Here is a 12,737-nt window from a genome sequence, read left to right on the forward strand (position 1 = left end):
GATTTTGAAAACAGGGAACGGGGCGGTAGCTTTTTACGTCCAAAGAGGGTATAATGGCAACACCAGAATAAAGGCAAGGAAGTTGAAAAAATGGCTGATATTCTTTACATCGTCGTTCCCTGCTACAACGAGGAGGAAGTGCTGCCCGAGACCTCCCGGCGTCTGAAGGAGAAGCTGGAGGGGCTGATGGCGGCGGGAAAGATCTCCCCGGACAGCCGGGTGCTCTTCGTCAACGACGGTTCCAAGGACAAGACCTGGGAGATCATCTCCCAGCTCCACGGGCAGTGTCCCCTGTTTTCCGGGGCGGACCTGACCCGGAACCGGGGCCACCAGAACGCCCTGCTGGCGGGGCTGATGACCGCCAAGGAGCGGTGCGACATGGCCATCTCCATGGACGCCGACCTGCAGGACGACATCGACGCGGTGGACGCCATGGTAGAGGAGTACTACGCCGGGTGTGACATCGTGTACGGCGTCCGCTCCTCCCGGAAGAAGGATACCTTCTTCAAGCGGTTCACCGCCGAGGGGTTTTATAAGCTGATGAACGCCATGGGGGCGGAGACGGTGTTCAACCACGCTGACTACCGGCTCATGTCCAGGCGGGCCCTGGAGGGCCTGGCCCAGTTCAAGGAGGTCAACCTGTTCCTCCGGGGCATCGTGCCCATGATCGGCTACCGCACCGGCACGGTGGAGTACGAGCGGGGGGAGCGGTTCGCCGGTGAGAGCAAATATCCCCTCAAAAAGATGCTGTCCTTCGCCATGGAGGGCATCACCTCCCTGTCGGTGAAGCCCATCCGCATGATCACCGCCCTGGGCTTTGTGGTGTTCCTCATCAGCATCCTCATGCTGATCTACTCCGTCGTCCGCTGGGCCATGGGGGAGACCATCCTGGGCTGGGCCAGCCTGATCTGCTCGGTGTGGGCCATCGGCGGCCTGATCCTGCTGTCCCTGGGGGTCATCGGCGAGTACATCGGCAAGATCTACCTGGAGACCAAGGAGCGCCCCCGCTTCCTGATCCGGGAGGTACTGGAGGACAGAAATGGCAAGGCTGATTGATAAGAGCATCCCCAAGTTCCTGCTGGTGGGCGTGGGCAACACCCTGCTGTCCATGGTGCTCATGTTCCTGCTGGAGGGGCTGGGCTACTGGCCCTCCACCGCCATCGCCTACGTGGCCGGGGCGGTGATGAGCTTCTTCCTCAACCGGCACTTTACCTTCCACAGCGAGGAGACCTTCCTGCGCTCGGCGGTGAAGTTTGCCATCAACGTGGCGGTCTGCTACGTGGTGGCCTACGCCCTGGCGCAGCCCATTGCGGAGTGGGTGCTGGGCCGCACGGCCATCTCCCCCATCTGGCAGGAGCGGCTGACCAAGCTGGGCGGCATGGCGCTGTACACCGTCCTCAACTATTTCGGCCAGCGGTTCTTTGCCTTTCAGAAACGGGGCAAAAAGGATTAAATTTGCATGAAATCTCTTCCCACGCCCTTGCGTCTCCGACTGGAACGGGGTAAAATAGGGCCAGTATTCCAGCGACGAGCCGTAAGGAGGTTAAGCATATGGCTTTTTTTGACGAACTGAAGGACCGCGCCATTGACCTGGGCCGGGCCGGTGTGGCCAAGTCCAAGCAGCTGGCTGAGATCACCAGGCTGAGCCTGAACAACGCCAGCGAGGAGGACGCCATCCGCAAGGCCTACATTGAGATCGGCAAGCTGTACTATGCCGAGCGGGGCATGGCGGCGGAGCCCGCCTATGTGGCCCTGTGCGAGCGGATCACTTCCGCCAAGATCAATATTGAGGAGAACAAGAACCGCATCGCCGCCATCAAGCAGGAGGGCAACATCAGCGACGCTGAGGCCGCCACCTACGTGGAGACCAACGTGCCCCCCGAGGAGCCGGTGGCCGGTGACGCGCCTTCCGGCAGTGAGGACGTTCCCCCTCAGGAGTAAACAGAAAAAGACCGCTGCGGCGCAGCGGTCTTTTTTTATGCCTATTTCAGCAGCCTGCCCAGGGGGCCGCGCTTCAGCTCCACCGCCTTCTGGGGACAGAGCTCGTGGCAGCAGTAGCAGCGGATGCAGGAACCGGTGTGGATTCTGGCCTTGCCTCCCTCCAGGGTGATGGCCTTGCCGGGACAGGACTTTTGACAGATGCCGCAGCCCACGCAGCGGTCAGTGCGGATCTGGGGGGTCTGGGAGAGCAGGGCCTTGCACAGCTTCTTGGCCGGACCGGCCAGGGGGCCCAGAAACTCCATCAGATCCCGCCGCACGTTGGCGGGGAACCGGTAGTCCGGGATGCGCAGCTCCTCCCAGCTGCCGCCGATGAGGGCCACATCCTCCGCCCGGTTGGGGGTGAGCCCCCGCCGCTGGGCGGCCAGCAGGAGAGGGTTGGAATCCCGGGGCAGCCCCATGATCTCCGCCGCCGTCACGTCCAGGGCCAGGGGATTTTCCGCCGCCAGCAGCAGCCCCACCTGCCTGGGGGTGCCCGACGCGCCGGGCCCCTCGCCCTCCATGGCCAGGATGCCGTCCATAATGGACAGCCGGGGCGCCAGGAAGCCGGTGAGGTCCAGCACCACGTCGGCAAAGTCCGTCCGATCCGGGTGGCTGCCGTGGAAGCCCACCTTGGACAGGCCGGGGATGATGCCGAAGCTGTTCTTTACCGCTCCGGTCATGCCCATGAGCACGTGGGTTTTCATCTTGCACAGGTCGAACACCCCGTCGGCCTCCGCCGCGGGGGAGATGACCTCCGCCTGGTGGATGGCCTTTCCCTGGGGGAGGGACACCAGCCGGGTGGACACGTCGTAGCTCAGCTCCGCCCCCGAGCGGGCGGCGGCCTGGGTCATGCCCGTCTTTTCGTACAGGTGCCGGAGGGTGGACTCCTTCTGGAGCGCCCCGCCGGGGCTGTCGGTGATGACCGCCTGCCCCCCGGCCTCCTTCACCAGCCTGGCCGCCGCCTCCACCACCGCCGGGTGGGTGCACACCGCCGACTCCGGGGCGGCTGGGCGGAGCAGGTTGACCTTCAGCAGGATGCGCTCCCCCGGTTTTACAAAGCGCTCCATACCGCCCAGCCTGGCCAGCAGATTCCGCAAAGCCTCCTCCGCTCCGTCGTAGCCGGGGCAGGAGGCCACATAGACCCGATTTCCCTCCATGGTTCAGTCCAGGGACTTGGGGCCGAAGCCGTGGGGCAGCAGCTCTTTCAGGGACAGCTTCACGAAGCTGTGGTCCTTCTGCGCCACCAGCACGGTGAGGTCGGGGGCGAATTCGTACAGCATCTGGCGGCAGGGCCCGCAGGGCCAGCAGGGCTCGGTGGAGTTGCCCACCACCGCCAGGCGGACGAAGTCATCCCGGTGGCCCTCGCTCACCGCCTTCACCAGGGCGGTGCGCTCGGCGCAGATGGTGGAGCCGTAGGCGGCGTTCTCCACATTGCAGCCGGTGAATATGGTGCCGTCGGCACACTCCAGGGCGGCGCCCACGGGGAAGTGGGAGTAGGGGACGTAGGAGCGCTCCAGCATGGTAAAGGCCAGCTCAACCAGTTCCTGATCGGTCATTTCGGACACACCTCCTGAGAATAAAAAAGTGGTACAATGGATGGAAATCCATTGTACCACAAGAAGGTGCCTGTTTGCAATGCGGTCCCGCGTTACCAGGTGGTACCCAGCTTGGGCCGCACGTCCAGGTCGATGATGTCCCGGGCGTCGTAGAACTGTTCGTACCACTTCAGGGCCTTGCCGTTGCGCAGGGTGGTGCCGTCGGGGTGGAGCCGGTCGCAGATGACGGCGGAGATGTCATCCTTGATATAGGAGAAGGAGTTGATGCCCACGCTGGCAAAGATGCGGAAGCCCTGGCTCTGGAGGTACTGGAACACCGGGCCGGTCTTGTGCCAGTCGTCCCCGTCGGGCCGGGCGCCGTGGGGGTAGAACAGGATGTTGGTGGGACCCACCAGGCTGCCCACCTCCTCCGCCCAGCGGACGGTGTCCCGCTGGACCGACTCCAGGGGCCGGCTGTCCAGCCGGATGTGGCCCCAGGTGTGGGAGCCGAAGGTCCAGCCGGTCTCCTTCAGCCGGGCGATGATGGGCTTCACCGCCTCGATCTCCGCCTGACGCTTGGCGTCGAAGGCGGGCCGGGCCGGGTCGTCGGCGGCGATGTCGATGTCGTTCTGGGTGCGGTAGCCGAAGATACCCTCATACCCGGTGAGGGAGTAGATGGCCTTGGCCCCGTTGAGGGAGAAGTCGGGGTGCTCCAGCACGAACTTGTCCAGTATGGGGGTAGCGTCCAGATCCTGGGTCAGGGAGACCTCCCCGGTGACCGGGTCCCGGGTCTCGGCCCAGATCTGGCCGTCGTCTCCCAGCACCAGCTTGGAGGTGAAGCCCTCCTCCAGCATATATTCGTAGTAGTTCACATCGTCAAAGGAGATGACCAGGGGCTTTTTCCCCTCGGGGAGCATCAGGGTGTTGCGCTGCATCCGGGTGACGCCGTTCTCGTCGGTGACCTCGCTCCACACGTCTCCCATGTTCACCAGAATGTAGCCCTTGTCGTACACGCTCTGGATGATCTTCTTGAACTCGTCGGCGGTGACCATCCAGTCGTCCAGGCCCTTCTGCCGGTCGGCGGAGATGGCGCTGGAGAAGGTGTACTCCGGATAGGCGATGACCGGGTGGAAGAACAGGTGCTCCACCACCTGATCGGGGCCCCAGGCCTGGGTGAGCTGGTCCTCGCTCCAGTAATTGCGCACCGCGTCGTAGGGATCAGGGGTGGGCGTGGGGGTAGGTTCCGGCGTGGGAGAGGCCTCCACCGCCGGGGAGCTGTTGGGGCCTGTATCGGAACCCTTGCCGCAGGCGGCCAGGGGGAGCATCAGAACTGCTGCCAGCCCCAGTGCGGCAGCCCGCTTGAACATACCATTCATAGGGATATACCTCCTGCATCTTTCTGTCTAGGCACCATCTTACGACACAGTACGATAAAAGCAACTACAAAGCGGTGACAAATCCTTAAGATTTTATGTCGCCCAGAGCGGGGACCCGATGGACCAGCAGGATGGACACGCCGCCGGTGACCGCTCCGGTGACCAGGGAGCAGAACAGCAGGGGCGGCAGGTAGACCAGCGGGGCTCGTCCCCCCAGCACCACCATGGCGGCCAGGATCTGCCCGGTGTTGTGGGCGGCGGCGCCGCCGATGGACACGCCGAACAGGGACAGGCAGCTGAAGCGCAGCAGCAGAGCCATGACGGCCAGGGCCAGCAGACCGCCGGTGAGGGAGAAGGCCAGGGCCATCAGGTTGCCTCCCAGCAGGGAGCCCAGCAGGCACCGGGCGATGAGAATGAGCAGGGCGTCCCGGCCGGACATGCGGCACAGGGCGTATACCGTCACCAGGTTGGCCAGACCCAGCCGCAGGCCGGGCAGGGGAAAGATCACCGTCAGGGGCACCAGTCCCTCCGCCACCGAGAGGGCCAGGGCCAGGGCGGTGAGGACCGCGCAGCGGGTCAGCCGCCGCAGGGATGTGGACAAGAAGGGTCACCTCCGATTATTTGGAAAAATCCGGCCGGAATGCGGGAACTTTCAGCCTGTCACAGCGTCAATATCTTCGGTCGTGCCGCCCTCCAGGGAGATGACCAGCCGGTTGGGCAGGCAGATGATCTGCTGACCCGCTTGATCGGCCCAGCCGGTGTGGACGCAGTCCTGGCCGGGGCAGCTGCTCTCCAGAATGCGGATGCGGCCGGGCTCCGCCTGGATGGTCAGAGGATAGGACGCCCCGTCCACCTCCAGGGTCACCGGCTCGGTCAGGGTGGTCAGGTCGTACTGTGCGATGGTTTCACCATCTAAGACGACAGTGGCCGTCAAAAAGTTTCCGCTTTCCTGCCGGAGTGCCAAAAGCAGCGCCACGGCGGCGGCGGCCACCAGGATCGCCACCAGCAGGTCCCACAGCGTGGGGCGCCGCCGTTCAGCGGCGGGCGATCTGGTAGTCATAGCCCAGCTCCTCTCCCCGGAACTCGAATCCGGCCTCCAGGCCCTCCGTTACGATGAGCTGCTTCTGGTCGGTGCACAGCACCAGCTCAAAGTCGTCCCGGCTTTTCCAGAACTCCAGGGCCTCCTCCGGCCCGGCCACAAACAGGGATGTGGACAGGGCGTCGGCCAGCAGGTGGTTGGAGGAGATCACCGTTACCGACAGCAGGCCGGAGTCGGCGGGGTAGCCGGTTTTGGGGTCGATGATGTGGTGGTAGCGCACCCCGTTCTCCTCGAACCAGCGCTCATAGCCGCCGGAGGTGGAGGCGGTCTGATCCTCCAGAGAGAGGATACACAGGTACTGGCTGTCGTCCTCCGGGTCGGCTACTCCGACCCGCCAGGGGTCGCCGTTGGTCTTGGGGCCTACGGCGGTGATGTTGCGGCCCAGGTCCAGCAGAGCGGAGGTGACCCCCTGCTCCCGCAGCACCGCCTCCGCCTTGGCTGCGGCGTAGCCCTTGGCCACGGCCCCCAGATCCACCGCCATGCCCGCCTCGCTGAGCTGGGCGGTGCCGGCGGTCTCGTCAATGAGCAGCTTGTTGCTGTCTACCAGGGCCATGGCGGCGGCCAGAGTGTCGTCGTCGGGCACATGCCGGTCCTCACCGGTGAAGCCCCAGGCGTCCATTACCGGGGCAATGGTGATGTCAAAGTCGCCGGGCAGCAGCTGGGCCACCGATTTGGAGAAGGAGAGCAGCTCCAGCGTGTCCGCATCCATGGGGACCGCCGTGCCGTCCCCGGCGTGGGCGTTGAGCTGGGAGATCAGACTGTTCTCGTCGGTGCGGGAGAGCTGATCGTTCAGCATCTCCACCTCCTGCCGGGCTGCTGCGGCGGCCTCAGCGGCCCCTTTGCCGTAGACCGTGATGGACATGACGGTGTCCATGGAGAAAAACTGCTCCTGGGCCTCCTGAACGCCGCAGCCGGGGAGCAGCAAAAAAACCGGGATGAGAAGGGAAGCGATTACACGTTTCATGGTATACTCCTGTTATAAAAAGACTGTCGATGGTCAGACGACATTTTACCACATTTTCTCCCCCCGGAAAAGAGGGTAAGGATTCTTGACTTGCAATATGGCGCGAATTCTGGTAAACTATACGAGATTGATGATTTCACAGAGATCAATTATCCCAGGAAACTGGCGGTGGACGCCGCGCACAGGAGATGGATGCATGGATAAAAAAGAAAAGCAGGCACAGCGCGCGAAGCAGGAGGACGAGATCCTCAATAAAGTCCTCTGGTGGATCGTGGCCTCCGTTCTTCTGGAGATGCTGCTGCTTTTGCTGAATAAAGTATATGTCAACTATACGGTGGATCAGATTGACCTGGCCGTTGCCCTGCGGGAGGACGTATTTCCCAAGCTGGCCATTATTCTGCCCATCTGCTTCGTGGTGATGCTGGTCCTCTGGCTGGCGGCCCGGAAGTCCGGACGGCTGGTGCGGCTGACCGGCGGCCTGACCCTGGTGGTGCTGGCCCTGGCGGTGTGCGCGGTGGTGGTCCGGATCTTTGACAACAGCGGCGTCAAGTTTCTCTATGTGGCGGTCCCCTCGGTGGCGGTGCTGGCCCTGATCTACTACCTCTATCAGCGGGAGTTCTTCTGTTCCGCGGTGCTCAGCGCCCTGGGCCTGCTGGGGGTCAAGCTGCTGCCCCGGATCAACGGAGGCATGACTGTGGGCTACGCCTACGCTGCGGTGCTGGCGGTGATCCTGGTGGCGGCCGTGGTGGTGTTCCGGGTGCTGCAGAAGCACCAGGGCATGCTGACCGTAAAGGGCAAGCCCGCCGAGATCCTGCCCAAGAACGCCAACTATGCCCTGCTGTATGTCACCTGCGCCCTGGTGGCCGTGGTGGCCATCGCCGCGGTGGTACTGGGCGGACTCACTGTGCTGTACGGTGTGCTGGTGGCCTGGCTGCTGATCCTGGCGGTGTACCACACCGTGCGCCTGATGTGACAGTTCAAAAACGGTTTGCGCGCGGCGCTGCGGAAGCAGCGCCGCGTTTTTTTGCAAAAAGCAGCCCCGCCGGTTCTCGGCGGGGCTGCTTCTGTCAGTAGGGGTAGGTGCTCCAGGTGTTGACGCCGGACAGGTCGGTAAACAGGATGCCGGCCGGCGGCAGGAAGGTAAAGACCAGGAGGGCGGCGCCCAGTGCCGCTCCCAGCAGGAGGAAGAGACCCTGCTGCTTCTGCCAGAAGGCGCCGTCCAGAAAGTAGGGCAGGAGCAGGCAGATCCCCATGGCCAGGATGTAGAGGACGATGTCAAACAGCAGGCTCTCCCCGCCCAGCGGGATATGGTACAGCCAGCCCACGGCCAGCATGGCCGCCGTGCCCAGCAGCAGGGAGAAGGCACGGGCTCCCGGCCGGTCCCGGAGTACCAGGCCGGTGACCAGGCTGGGCCAGTACAGCAGCTTTCCATGCTCCCAGAGGCTCTCCGACACGGGGGCAAACAGGGCGGTAACCGCGCAGGGAAACAGGTCGTACAGGAAATGCAGGCAGGCTCCGGCCACCACAGCGGCGGCAAAAGCCAGCAGGACAGGACGGGACAGGCGGGACATGGCGACAACCCCCTTTTACTGTTCGGCACAGCATATGCCCGTCAGCGGAAAATGATGCAAAAAATACCGCCGGCGGCAGCAAGTTCCTGCATAAAACGGGAAAAGTCCGCACCGCCTGACCTGGCGGTGTTTTCCAAGCCAAAGAAGCGTTTCATTGGCAGAAAAGGCGGCGGCTTTTCCGGCCATATTAACAACAGCGTCAATCGACGCTGATTTTCTGTGCGGAAAGGAGATGCCGGTAGTATGAAAGAGGAACAAAAAGTCCGGCCCTGGGTGGCCGCGGCCCTGGCGGCGGCGCTGATCTTCACGTCGCTGGCACTGACGCAGCCCGCCAGGGCCGCGGAGTCGGCCCGCACCGTCATTCCCATCGGACGGGCGGTGGGGATCAAGCTGTTTTCCGACGGCGTGATGGTGGTAGGATTTTCCGAAGTGACCTCCGCTCAGGGCCGCTCCGCCCCGGCCCGTGACTGCGGGCTGAAGGAGGGCGACATCATCACCCACATCAACCGGGAGGAGGTGGATACCATTGAGGATGTGCAGTCTGTGCTCCAGGAGGTAGGAGGCCAGACCATGAGCATCCGGGCCCTGCGGGAGGACGAGCCCATCCAGTTCACCGCCCAGGCGGTCCAGTGCAGCAGCGACGGCCAGTATAAGCTGGGGGCCTGGATCAGGGACTCCATGGCGGGGATCGGGACGGTCACCTACTGGGACCCGGAGACCGGCGTGTTCGGCGCTCTGGGCCACGGGATCAACGATGTGGATACCGCCCAGCTGATGCCCCTCCAGTCCGGCTCCATCCTCTATTCCGACGTGGCCGACGTGAAGAAGGGCCAGAAGGGGGAGCCGGGTGAGCTGAAGGGGGCCTTCCAGGTGGACCGTGATCTGGGCACCCTGTATGCCAATACGCCCGGCGGCGTGTTCGGCACCCTCAGCGACAGCGATTTCTTCCAGGCGTCCCAACCGGTGGAGGTGGCCGGCCGGGATGAGGTGCACACCGGCAAGGCGGTGATCCGTTCCAACGTGGCGGGGGACGCCACGGAGGAGTACGAGGTGGAGATCACCCGTATTTTTCCCGAAAATGACCAGGATACTCGCAACCTGATGCTGAAAGTCACCGACAGCCGTCTGCTGGACGCCACAGGAGGTATTGTGCAGGGGATGTCGGGTTCCCCCATCCTCCAGGACGGCAAGCTGGTGGGCGCGGTGACCCATGTACTGGTCAACGATCCCACCCAGGGCTATGGCATTTTCATCGAAAATATGATGGAGCGGGCCTGATAAAAAGGCGGGGGATTTCCCCCGCCTTTTCGTCAGGTTAAAATTTCCTTGACATGGCGACCCTTTTGCGATAAAATTTCCCCTGCAATTTCATAGGGATACTGCTACCGAGTAGTAAAATGCGTGCGCATTTTTGTTTACGGCGTTAGGTCTTAGAAGTCGTAAATAAAGATGCGCTGTTTTTTAGGGGTTTATTGTTATGGAAAAAGGGAATGCCTATTTTACCGGATTTGAAAAGGGCCTGTGGCTGGCCTCCGTGACAGCGATCACGGCGGCCTATCTGCTTTTTCCCTCCGGAGGCGGCCTGACCCTGCTGGCCTCCCTGATCGGCGCCACCTTCCTGATCCTGAATGCCAAGGGCAATGTGTGGGGACAGGTCCTGACCGTGGTATTCAGCCTGCTCTACGGTGTGATCTCCTGGTCCACCGCCTACTACGGGGAGATGATCACCTATCTGGGCATGACCGCCCCCATTGCCGCCGCCTCCGTGGTCTCCTGGGCCAGGAACCCGGTCCGGCAGGGGGTGAAGGAGGTCAGGGTCAACCGTCTGCCCGCCCGGGAGTACCTTTTCCTGGCGGTGCTGAGCCTGGCGGTGACCGTGGTGTTCTATTTCATCCTGCGGGCCTGCCATACCCAGGTGCTCTGGCTCAGCACCCTGTCGGTCTTTACCAGCTTTGCGGCGGCCTACCTGACCATGCGGCGCAGCCCGTTTTACGCCATCGGCTACGCCGCCAATGATGTTGTCCTGATCGCCCTGTGGCTGATCGCCGCCCGGAAGGATCCGGGGTACAGCTCCGTAGTCATCTGCTTCGCTGTGTTTTTGGTCAATGATCTTTACGGATACCGGAACTGGCTCAGACTGAAACGGAGCCAGGCTGCCGTTCTGGAACATAGCCATGCGTAGACTTCCGTAATTTCCAGGAGATGGAATGCAATAAAGAGGGAAAACAGGCGGAACCGTGGAGAAAAAGAGCGGTTTTCCTCCGGATAAGTCGAAACAAGTCGAAGAGAAATAGCCATAAATTTCCAGCAAAACCCTTGCGCTGTCTGTCTGATTATGGTAAATTATAGACGACCGGTAAGAAGCCTTGGCCAGGCAGCAAACGCAGAGCAGGGGAACCTGCGGAAAGGGTGTCAAGATTGGAAACCAGAAAGCGGATTTTGGTGGCGGACGCCAACGAGGAATTTCGCCGTATCCTTGCGGCAGGCCTGGCGGAGGAAGCCGATATGGAAGTGGCGGGCGAGACGGGGGACGGCCCCGAGGCGGTCCGTCTGGCGGAGCAGGAGGCTCCGGACGTAGTGGTGATGGACCTGGTGCTGGCCCGGATGGACGGGCTGGAGGTGCTGCAAAAGCTGGCGGAGCTGCCGTCCCGGCCCAGGGTGCTGGTGCTGTCCAGCTTTGTGCGGGGCAATGTGGCGGAGCTGGCGGCAGCCAGAGGGGCGGACTACTATATCATAAAGCCCTGCAACCTGACAGCGGTGATCGAGCGGGTGCGCCAGCTGGCAAACGGCGGAGCCGCCGGTGTGCCTGGGGAGCAGCCGGGGCTCCAGGACCGGAATCTGGAGAGCACGGTCACCTCCATCATCCACGAGATCGGCGTGCCCGCCCACATCAAGGGCTACCAATATCTGCGGGAATCCATCCTGATCGCGGTGAAGGATATGGACGTCATCAATGCGGTGACCAAGATCCTGTATCCGGAGGTGGCCAAGCGGTTCGGTACCACCGCCTCCAGAGTGGAGCGTGCCATCCGCCATGCCATCGAGGTGGCCTGGGACCGGGGCGATCTGGAGACCCTGCAGAAGTATTTCGGCTATACCGTCTCCAACGCCAAGGGCAAGCCCACCAATTCGGAGTTCATCGCCATGATCGCCGACCGGCTCCAGCTCCAGCAGAAGGAGAAGTAAAAAAGATCCCCTGCGGGAGCGATCAGCTCTGCCGCAGGGGATCTGATGGTGTTGAAAGGGGTCAGCTCACCGGCTCGGAAGCGGGGGAAGCGAAACGCTCCGCCGCCCGGCGGATCTCAGGCTCCAGCAGACGGCTCAGCCGGTCGGCCATGATTTCCGGAGGGTCTTTCATATCCTCCGAGATCCAGCGCATCAGGATGCCTGAGATGGCATACATGTAAAAGTTGGTCAAAAACTCCCGGTCGGACTCCGAAAGAGCCACGTCGCCGGCGTAGCGGGTCAGCAGCGTGGTGATGAGGGAGCGGGACAGGGAGAAGAACTGACAGTCCAGGTGGTCCCGCCCGCTGGAGCGGAACACATGATAGATGGTCAGGTGATTTTCCTGTACGTAGCGGAAGGCCAGCATCAGCCCCTCATGCCAGTCGCGGGCACCTTGGAGGGCCTGTTCCGTCTCGTGGTCCAGGAACCAGCGCAGCAGGTCATAGATATCCTGGAAATGATAATAGAAGGTCTGGCGGTTTACCTCACAGTCTTCCACGATCTCTTTTACCGTGATATCATCCAGGAATTTCTTCTGCAGCAGTTTCTTCAGCGAATTTGCCAAAGCCAGCTTGGTACTGGGGGCCAATGGTCTCACCTCCTCGGCGGCATGGGTGGATGGAGCGGGTGGAGAAAACGCTCTAGAGAACATTATAGCACACAATCTGGAGAAATTGCAATCCCACGGGAAATGTGCTATGATAAGCCGAACAGAGAAGAAAGGCGGCCAAAGCATGACAGAGATTGAATTCCGACCCAGAGGGGTCTGCTCCCAGCGCATGAATATCCAGGTGGAGGACGGGATTGTCCGCAGTCTGAAGGTGACGGGCGGATGCAGCGGGAACCTCCAGGGGATCTCCCGGCTGGTGGAAGGCATGCCGGTAGCGGAAGTGATCAAGCGGCTGGATGGGATCCGGTGCGGCTTCAAAAACACCTCCTGCCCGGATCAGCTGGCTCAGGCCCTCAAGGCGCAGGTAAAGGCATAAA

Annotated in this window: 16 protein-coding genes; 8 read left to right on the forward strand and 8 right to left on the reverse strand. The window is 62.3% G+C overall.

Annotated elements, in window-relative coordinates; translation table 11 throughout:
* The first annotated feature begins 90 nt into the window (after nt 1-90).
* From E0E41_RS16430 to E0E41_RS16440, 3 genes are all read left to right on the forward strand, one after another.
* The gene (locus E0E41_RS16430) at nt 91-1,056 is read left to right on the forward strand and encodes a glycosyltransferase family 2 protein (RefSeq protein ID WP_130870978.1); all 966 of its coding nucleotides are present in this window, start codon (nt 91-93) and stop codon (nt 1,054-1,056) included.
* The gene (locus E0E41_RS16435) at nt 1,040-1,453 is read left to right on the forward strand and encodes a GtrA family protein (RefSeq protein ID WP_130870979.1); all 414 of its coding nucleotides are present in this window, start codon (nt 1,040-1,042) and stop codon (nt 1,451-1,453) included. Before E0E41_RS16430 ends, E0E41_RS16435 begins: the two co-directional genes overlap by 17 nt.
* 98 nt (nt 1,454-1,551) lie before the next feature.
* The gene (locus E0E41_RS16440) at nt 1,552-1,941 is read left to right on the forward strand and encodes a serine proteinase (RefSeq protein ID WP_130870980.1); all 390 of its coding nucleotides are present in this window, start codon (nt 1,552-1,554) and stop codon (nt 1,939-1,941) included.
* A 41-nt stretch (nt 1,942-1,982) separates the two neighbouring features.
* Here E0E41_RS16440 and E0E41_RS16445 read toward each other — a convergent pair whose 3' ends face one another.
* The 6 genes from E0E41_RS16445 to E0E41_RS16470 all read right to left on the reverse strand — a co-directional run bounded on the left by E0E41_RS16445 (nt 1,983) and on the right by E0E41_RS16470 (nt 6,954).
* Nucleotides 1,983-3,137, reverse strand: coding sequence for a DUF362 domain-containing protein (locus E0E41_RS16445; protein WP_130870981.1), 1,155 nt, complete (start codon nt 3,135-3,137; stop codon nt 1,983-1,985).
* Nucleotides 3,138-3,140: 3 nt separating this feature from the next.
* Nucleotides 3,141-3,536 carry a cytidine deaminase gene (gene cdd, locus E0E41_RS16450; RefSeq protein ID WP_130870982.1) on the reverse strand — a complete coding sequence of 132 codons (396 nt, stop codon included), beginning with the start codon at nt 3,534-3,536 and terminating at the stop codon, nt 3,141-3,143.
* Nucleotides 3,537-3,628: 92 nt separating this feature from the next.
* Complete coding sequence (locus E0E41_RS16455) at nt 3,629-4,891, reverse strand: polysaccharide deacetylase family protein (RefSeq protein ID WP_130870983.1); 1,263 nt, start codon at nt 4,889-4,891, stop codon at nt 3,629-3,631.
* A gap of 85 nt (nt 4,892-4,976) precedes the next feature.
* The gene (locus E0E41_RS16460; RefSeq protein WP_130870984.1) at nt 4,977-5,492 is read right to left on the reverse strand and encodes a Gx transporter family protein; all 516 of its coding nucleotides are present in this window, start codon (nt 5,490-5,492) and stop codon (nt 4,977-4,979) included.
* Between the two features lie 51 nt (nt 5,493-5,543).
* Nucleotides 5,544-5,951 (reverse strand): NusG domain II-containing protein, encoded by a 408-nt coding sequence (locus tag E0E41_RS16465; protein WP_130870985.1) that lies wholly within the window; start codon nt 5,949-5,951, stop codon nt 5,544-5,546.
* Nucleotides 5,926-6,954: an FAD:protein FMN transferase gene (locus E0E41_RS16470; protein ID WP_130870986.1), complete on the reverse strand. Its 1,029-nt coding sequence runs from the start codon at nt 6,952-6,954 to the stop codon at nt 5,926-5,928. The genes E0E41_RS16465 and E0E41_RS16470 overlap by 26 nt, the downstream gene beginning before the upstream one ends.
* Nucleotides 6,955-7,150: 196 nt before the next feature.
* Here E0E41_RS16470 and E0E41_RS16475 point away from each other — a divergent pair, with 196 nt between their 5' ends.
* Nucleotides 7,151-7,927, forward strand: a complete 777-nt coding sequence (locus E0E41_RS16475) for a hypothetical protein (protein ID WP_130870987.1) — start codon at nt 7,151-7,153, stop codon at nt 7,925-7,927.
* A 94-nt stretch (nt 7,928-8,021) separates the two neighbouring features.
* Here E0E41_RS16475 and E0E41_RS16480 read toward each other — a convergent pair whose 3' ends face one another.
* Nucleotides 8,022-8,525: a DUF6512 family protein gene (locus tag E0E41_RS16480; RefSeq protein ID WP_130870988.1), complete on the reverse strand. Its 504-nt coding sequence runs from the start codon at nt 8,523-8,525 to the stop codon at nt 8,022-8,024.
* 243 nt (nt 8,526-8,768) lie between these two features.
* Here E0E41_RS16480 and spoIVB point away from each other — a divergent pair, with 243 nt between their 5' ends.
* The 3 genes from spoIVB to spo0A all read left to right on the forward strand — a co-directional run bounded on the left by spoIVB (nt 8,769) and on the right by spo0A (nt 11,711).
* Nucleotides 8,769-9,803 carry a SpoIVB peptidase gene (gene spoIVB / locus E0E41_RS16485; RefSeq protein ID WP_130870989.1) on the forward strand — a complete coding sequence of 345 codons (1,035 nt, stop codon included), beginning with the start codon at nt 8,769-8,771 and terminating at the stop codon, nt 9,801-9,803.
* 199 nt (nt 9,804-10,002) lie between these two features.
* On the forward strand, nt 10,003-10,707 hold the full coding sequence (gene pnuC, locus E0E41_RS16490; RefSeq protein WP_130870990.1) for a nicotinamide riboside transporter PnuC: 705 nt from the start codon (nt 10,003-10,005) through the stop codon (nt 10,705-10,707).
* A gap of 227 nt (nt 10,708-10,934) precedes the next feature.
* A complete protein-coding gene (gene spo0A / locus E0E41_RS16495; RefSeq protein ID WP_368020031.1) occupies nt 10,935-11,711 on the forward strand; it encodes a sporulation transcription factor Spo0A in 777 nt (258 codons plus the stop codon).
* A gap of 61 nt (nt 11,712-11,772) precedes the next feature.
* On the opposite strand, the gene E0E41_RS16500 is transcribed toward spo0A, so the two are convergent.
* Nucleotides 11,773-12,348, reverse strand: coding sequence for a TetR-like C-terminal domain-containing protein (locus tag E0E41_RS16500; protein ID WP_242623856.1), 576 nt, complete (start codon nt 12,346-12,348; stop codon nt 11,773-11,775).
* 136 nt (nt 12,349-12,484) lie between these two features.
* Between E0E41_RS16500 and E0E41_RS16505 the strand changes: the two genes are divergently transcribed.
* Nucleotides 12,485-12,736: a TIGR03905 family TSCPD domain-containing protein gene (locus E0E41_RS16505; protein ID WP_130870992.1), complete on the forward strand. Its 252-nt coding sequence runs from the start codon at nt 12,485-12,487 to the stop codon at nt 12,734-12,736.
* Nucleotide 12,737 lies beyond the last annotated feature (1 nt).

The organism is Intestinimonas massiliensis (ex Afouda et al. 2020) (assembly GCF_900626285.1).
In the GTDB taxonomy this organism is placed as follows: Bacteria; Bacillota; Clostridia; order Oscillospirales; family Oscillospiraceae; genus Flavonifractor; species Flavonifractor massiliensis_A.

Bases quoted from the DNA above. Each gene is read 5' to 3' on its own strand.
- E0E41_RS16430 (WP_130870978.1), top strand. From the start codon at position 91: ATGGCTGATATTCTTTACATCGTCGTTCCCTGCTACAACGAGGAGGAA.
- E0E41_RS16435 (WP_130870979.1), top strand. From the start codon at position 1,040: ATGGCAAGGCTGATTGATAAGAGCATCCCCAAGTTCCTGCTGGTGGGC.
- E0E41_RS16440 (WP_130870980.1), top strand. From the start codon at position 1,552: ATGGCTTTTTTTGACGAACTGAAGGACCGCGCCATTGACCTGGGCCGG.
- E0E41_RS16445 (WP_130870981.1), bottom strand. From the start codon at position 3,137: ATGGAGGGAAATCGGGTCTATGTGGCCTCCTGCCCCGGCTACGACGGA.
- cdd (WP_130870982.1), bottom strand. From the start codon at position 3,536: ATGACCGATCAGGAACTGGTTGAGCTGGCCTTTACCATGCTGGAGCGC.
- E0E41_RS16455 (WP_130870983.1), bottom strand. From the start codon at position 4,891: ATGAATGGTATGTTCAAGCGGGCTGCCGCACTGGGGCTGGCAGCAGTT.
- E0E41_RS16465 (WP_130870985.1), bottom strand. From the start codon at position 5,951: ATGACTACCAGATCGCCCGCCGCTGAACGGCGGCGCCCCACGCTGTGG.
- E0E41_RS16470 (WP_130870986.1), bottom strand. From the start codon at position 6,954: ATGAAACGTGTAATCGCTTCCCTTCTCATCCCGGTTTTTTTGCTGCTC.
- E0E41_RS16475 (WP_130870987.1), top strand. From the start codon at position 7,151: ATGGATAAAAAAGAAAAGCAGGCACAGCGCGCGAAGCAGGAGGACGAG.
- E0E41_RS16480 (WP_130870988.1), bottom strand. From the start codon at position 8,525: ATGTCCCGCCTGTCCCGTCCTGTCCTGCTGGCTTTTGCCGCCGCTGTG.
- spoIVB (WP_130870989.1), top strand. From the start codon at position 8,769: ATGAAAGAGGAACAAAAAGTCCGGCCCTGGGTGGCCGCGGCCCTGGCG.
- pnuC (WP_130870990.1), top strand. From the start codon at position 10,003: ATGGAAAAAGGGAATGCCTATTTTACCGGATTTGAAAAGGGCCTGTGG.
- E0E41_RS16505 (WP_130870992.1), top strand. From the start codon at position 12,485: ATGACAGAGATTGAATTCCGACCCAGAGGGGTCTGCTCCCAGCGCATG.